Here is a 3420-nt window from a genome sequence, read left to right as displayed (position 1 = left end):
ATGGTATGCCCCGGGAGCTGCAGCAGCACAAATGGTAGAAGCAGTAATCGACGATCAGCAATGTTTCTATCCCGTTGCAGCCTATCTCGATGGCGAATACGGGCTAAACGACCTTTATCTTGGAGTGCCTATTATTTTAGGACGTCAGGGCATTGAGAAAATTATCCAGATCGACCTGAACAAAGAGGAACGCGATATGCTGGACAAATCTGCCGAATCAGTGAAAGAGACCCTGGAAACCCTGAAAGGTATGAACATTCTGGATTAACCACATAAAAATACCGTACAGAAGCGCTTTGCCGGATGGTAAAGCGCTTTTTTGATGTGAAGATGTTTTTTTTCAGCGTATACTTTTAATAATACAGGGTAATTTAAGATCCAGAGACAGCAAAAATTATGAATGCTTGTTTTTGGAAATCGCCATATCGAATACTTTTAATTTTAGTATCAAACAAAACATGCCTGTATTTGTCTTTATTTTAGCGGGCTTTAAAGCCTGCTATATTTAATAATTTTAAATAATGAGAATTGTTCTAATTGCCATATTATTTGTAATGACAACGAATTGTAGTTCTCAGGGACAGGATAAAAAAGAGACACAAAAGATGAATAATCCGTATTATTCGCGTACAGATACTACCCATTTAAACGTATCCGATAAGGAATGGAAAAAGATTTTGCCCGAAGATGTTTATCGTGTAGCACGAAAAGAGGGCACAGAACGACCCTTTACAGGAAAATATTGGGACAGCGAAGCTAAAGGAACTTATTACTGCGCTGTTTGCGGAAACAAGTTGTTTCGTTCCACTGCTAAGTTTGCCAGTTCATGCGGATGGCCAAGCTTTTTTGAGCCGGTCAGGCCCAACAGTGTAAATTATAAACCCGACCATTCATTGGGTATGAACCGTATAGAGGTAGAATGTGCCCGCTGCGATTCGCACCTGGGACACATTTTTGACGATGGCCCGGAACCTACCGGAAAGCGCTTCTGCATGAACTCCATTGTGCTCGATTTTGAGCCCGATGAGAAGTAAAAACATGATCGGAGGGTTATTACAATATCCAGAACTTTTCAGAATTTATTCTTCTATCCGGGCAATAATCTGCTATGATAGTTTATCTGAATTCTTGTTCATTTCTATACATCAGCTTTTTTTGGTAATTTTGATGTGTTCAGTAGATTAATTTATTTGCTGACAGGTTTTAAGAACAAAATAGGTGCAAAATGAATAAGATTACGTTAAACTATATTGGTATATTGTTTTTGGTGGTGATTGCCAGTTGCTTAATACATGAGTTCGGCCACTATATTACAGGCGTATTTTTAGGAAACGATATGGGGATGAATCTCAACAGGGCCTACCCGGTTGACGGCAGCTATGCAGCATCATGGCATTACCCGGTTGTGGTAAGTGCGGGGCCTGTAATTACCATACTTCAGGGTATTGTTGCACTTGTTTTAATGTATGTTTTTGGACCTGCAAAATGGCTTTATGGCTTTTTAATAGAACCGGTAACGTTAAGGATTTGGCCTTATTTGGTTAGTCCTTTAATGAGTCAGGACGAGGCTATTGTGAGCGATCACCTGGGGATGTCGCCCTGGATTTTACCAATTTTTGTCTGGCTCTTGCTTGGCGCATTAGCCTGGTGGGGTAGTAAAAAAATGAAGGTCTCTTTGAAGTTTGCTTTTTTAACAATCCTCCTGATTTTAGTGATCTTTCAAATTGTATTGCGTTCAAATAATTTGGTGGTCTCCTTAATCCATAATTAGATTTTTTATATCTGATGATGTCATCACGCCTCATTGAGCCAGTGGTTTACGTGGTTTGTGTGTGCTGCTATTAGCTTATGTGCCGCATTTTGCCGGAATCGGGTATGGCATAAACCGGAAAATGCGTTATATTGAAATGCCAATACAGCAGAAATTAAAATTATGCAACAAATCACCCAACCCACACTTATCCTCGACGAGCGAAAATGCAAAACCAACATTGCCCAAATGGCGCATAAGGCAAAAGATGCCGGGGTGGAATTTCGCCCGCATTTCAAAACCCATCAGTCGCTGGAGATTGGCCGGTGGTTTAAGGAACACGGCGTTGCCAAAATAACGGTCTCCTCGGTGGGTATGGCACAGTATTTTGCCACGGAATGGGACGATATACTCATTGCTTTTCCGGTAAATGTGCGGGAGCTTGCGGCCATTAACGAACTTGCAGGCCGGGTAAAGCTGAGCCTGCTGGTAGAAAGTGCAGAAGTGCTCGAACTGCTGCATGAAAAGCTGACCCACCCTGTGAGTTTTTACATTAAAATTGACACCGGAGCACACCGCACGGGTGTGGCGCCCACAGATTTTGCGTCTATCGACCAAATCCTGGCTGCAGCCAAACAGCCGGGCAAACTAAAGTTTGTTGGCTTTTTATCCCATGCCGGGCACACTTATCATACCAATACCATTACGGATATTCTTAAAATTCGGAACGACGAAAATTTGGCCATGCTCCAATTAAAAGCGCACTATATTGGGTCACATCCCGGTATTATTGCTTCCATAGGCGACACACCATCGTGTAGTTTGGTTGACCATTTTTCAGGGATAGATGAAATTCGTCCAGGCAACTTTGTGTTTTATGATCTCATGCAGTTGAGTTTTGGCTCCTGTAGCCCTGGCCAAATTGCAGTTGCTGTGGCCTGCCCGGTAGTTGCATTGCATAAAGATCGCAATGAGATGGTGATCTATGGCGGAGGCGTGCACCTTTCGAAAGATATGCTCCGAATTAATCAAAGTCCGGTTTATGGCCAGCTTGTTGAAAAAGAGGGTGATGGCTGGGGTGAGCCCATTCCTGGAATGATTGTAAAACGCTTGTCGCAGGAGCATGGAATCGTTAGTTTGCCCGAAACGCAGAAAGATAAATTTGACATTGGCGATTTGGTGTACGTGTTGCCCGTGCATTCGTGCATGACTGCCGACATTTACAATCAATACATCACCACTGACAGTAAAAATATTGAACGATTTCGGCACAGTTAAAAAAGAATGACACAAAACAAATTAAAACAATGGCCTACGACGAACACCTGGCATATCGCATAAAGCATGTTTTAGAAGTACAAAAAGTATTCTTCGAAGAAAAAAAGATGTTTGGCGGCTTGTGCTTTATGGTGGATGATAAACTATGTGTGGGCGTGATGAAAGATGCTCTCATTGCCCGCATTGATCCCCGGCATTCTGAAGAGCTCATGGCTCAAAAAGCGTGTACGCCTCTGGATAAATCGGGCCGTTCCATGAAAGGCTTTGTGCTGGTACCACCCATTGAAGTAGACATGGATACAGACCTGGAAACATGGGTACAACGCTGCCTTGAATTTAACCCCGAGGCCCGGCGCAGCAAGCGAAAAAAACAATAAAAAAAGCACTGTTTT

The 3420-nt window shown here is 42.7% G+C and carries 4 protein-coding genes and 1 pseudogene; all 5 read left to right on the top strand.

What is annotated here, in order from left to right:
- A pseudogene (locus tag VJ937_RS07340) lies at positions 1-268 on the top strand (malate dehydrogenase); the annotation flags it as partial.
- A 253-nt stretch (positions 269-521) separates the two neighbouring features.
- Positions 522-1034, top strand: coding sequence for a peptide-methionine (R)-S-oxide reductase MsrB (gene msrB, locus VJ937_RS07335; RefSeq protein WP_057953948.1), 513 nt, complete (start codon positions 522-524; stop codon positions 1032-1034).
- 191 nt (positions 1035-1225) lie between these two features.
- The gene (locus VJ937_RS07330) at positions 1226-1771 is read left to right on the top strand and encodes a hypothetical protein (RefSeq protein WP_324066249.1); all 546 of its coding nucleotides are present in this window, start codon (positions 1226-1228) and stop codon (positions 1769-1771) included.
- Positions 1772-1933: 162 nt separating this feature from the next.
- Positions 1934-3028, top strand: a complete 1095-nt coding sequence (locus VJ937_RS07325; RefSeq protein WP_324066248.1) for an alanine racemase — start codon at positions 1934-1936, stop codon at positions 3026-3028.
- Positions 3029-3057: 29 nt separating this feature from the next.
- Entirely contained in the window at positions 3058-3405 is a 348-nt protein-coding gene (locus VJ937_RS07320; protein ID WP_324066247.1) for a TfoX/Sxy family protein, read from the top strand.
- The last annotated feature ends 15 nt before the right edge of the window (positions 3406-3420 follow it).

The sequence above is a fragment of the Salinivirga sp. genome, from assembly GCF_035268865.1.
Classification (GTDB): domain Bacteria; phylum Bacteroidota; class Bacteroidia; order Bacteroidales; family Salinivirgaceae; genus Salinivirga.
The sequence above is the reverse complement of the archived record's forward strand: the minus strand, read 5'-3'. Positions and strand labels throughout refer to the sequence as shown.

Coding starts and splice junctions, on each gene's coding strand:
- VJ937_RS07325 (WP_324066248.1), top strand. CDS start 1,934: ATGCAACAAATCACCCAACCCACACTTATCCTCGACGAGCGAAAATGC.
- VJ937_RS07330 (WP_324066249.1), top strand. CDS start 1,226: ATGAATAAGATTACGTTAAACTATATTGGTATATTGTTTTTGGTGGTG.
- VJ937_RS07320 (WP_324066247.1), top strand. CDS start 3,058: ATGGCCTACGACGAACACCTGGCATATCGCATAAAGCATGTTTTAGAA.
- msrB (WP_057953948.1), top strand. CDS start 522: ATGAGAATTGTTCTAATTGCCATATTATTTGTAATGACAACGAATTGT.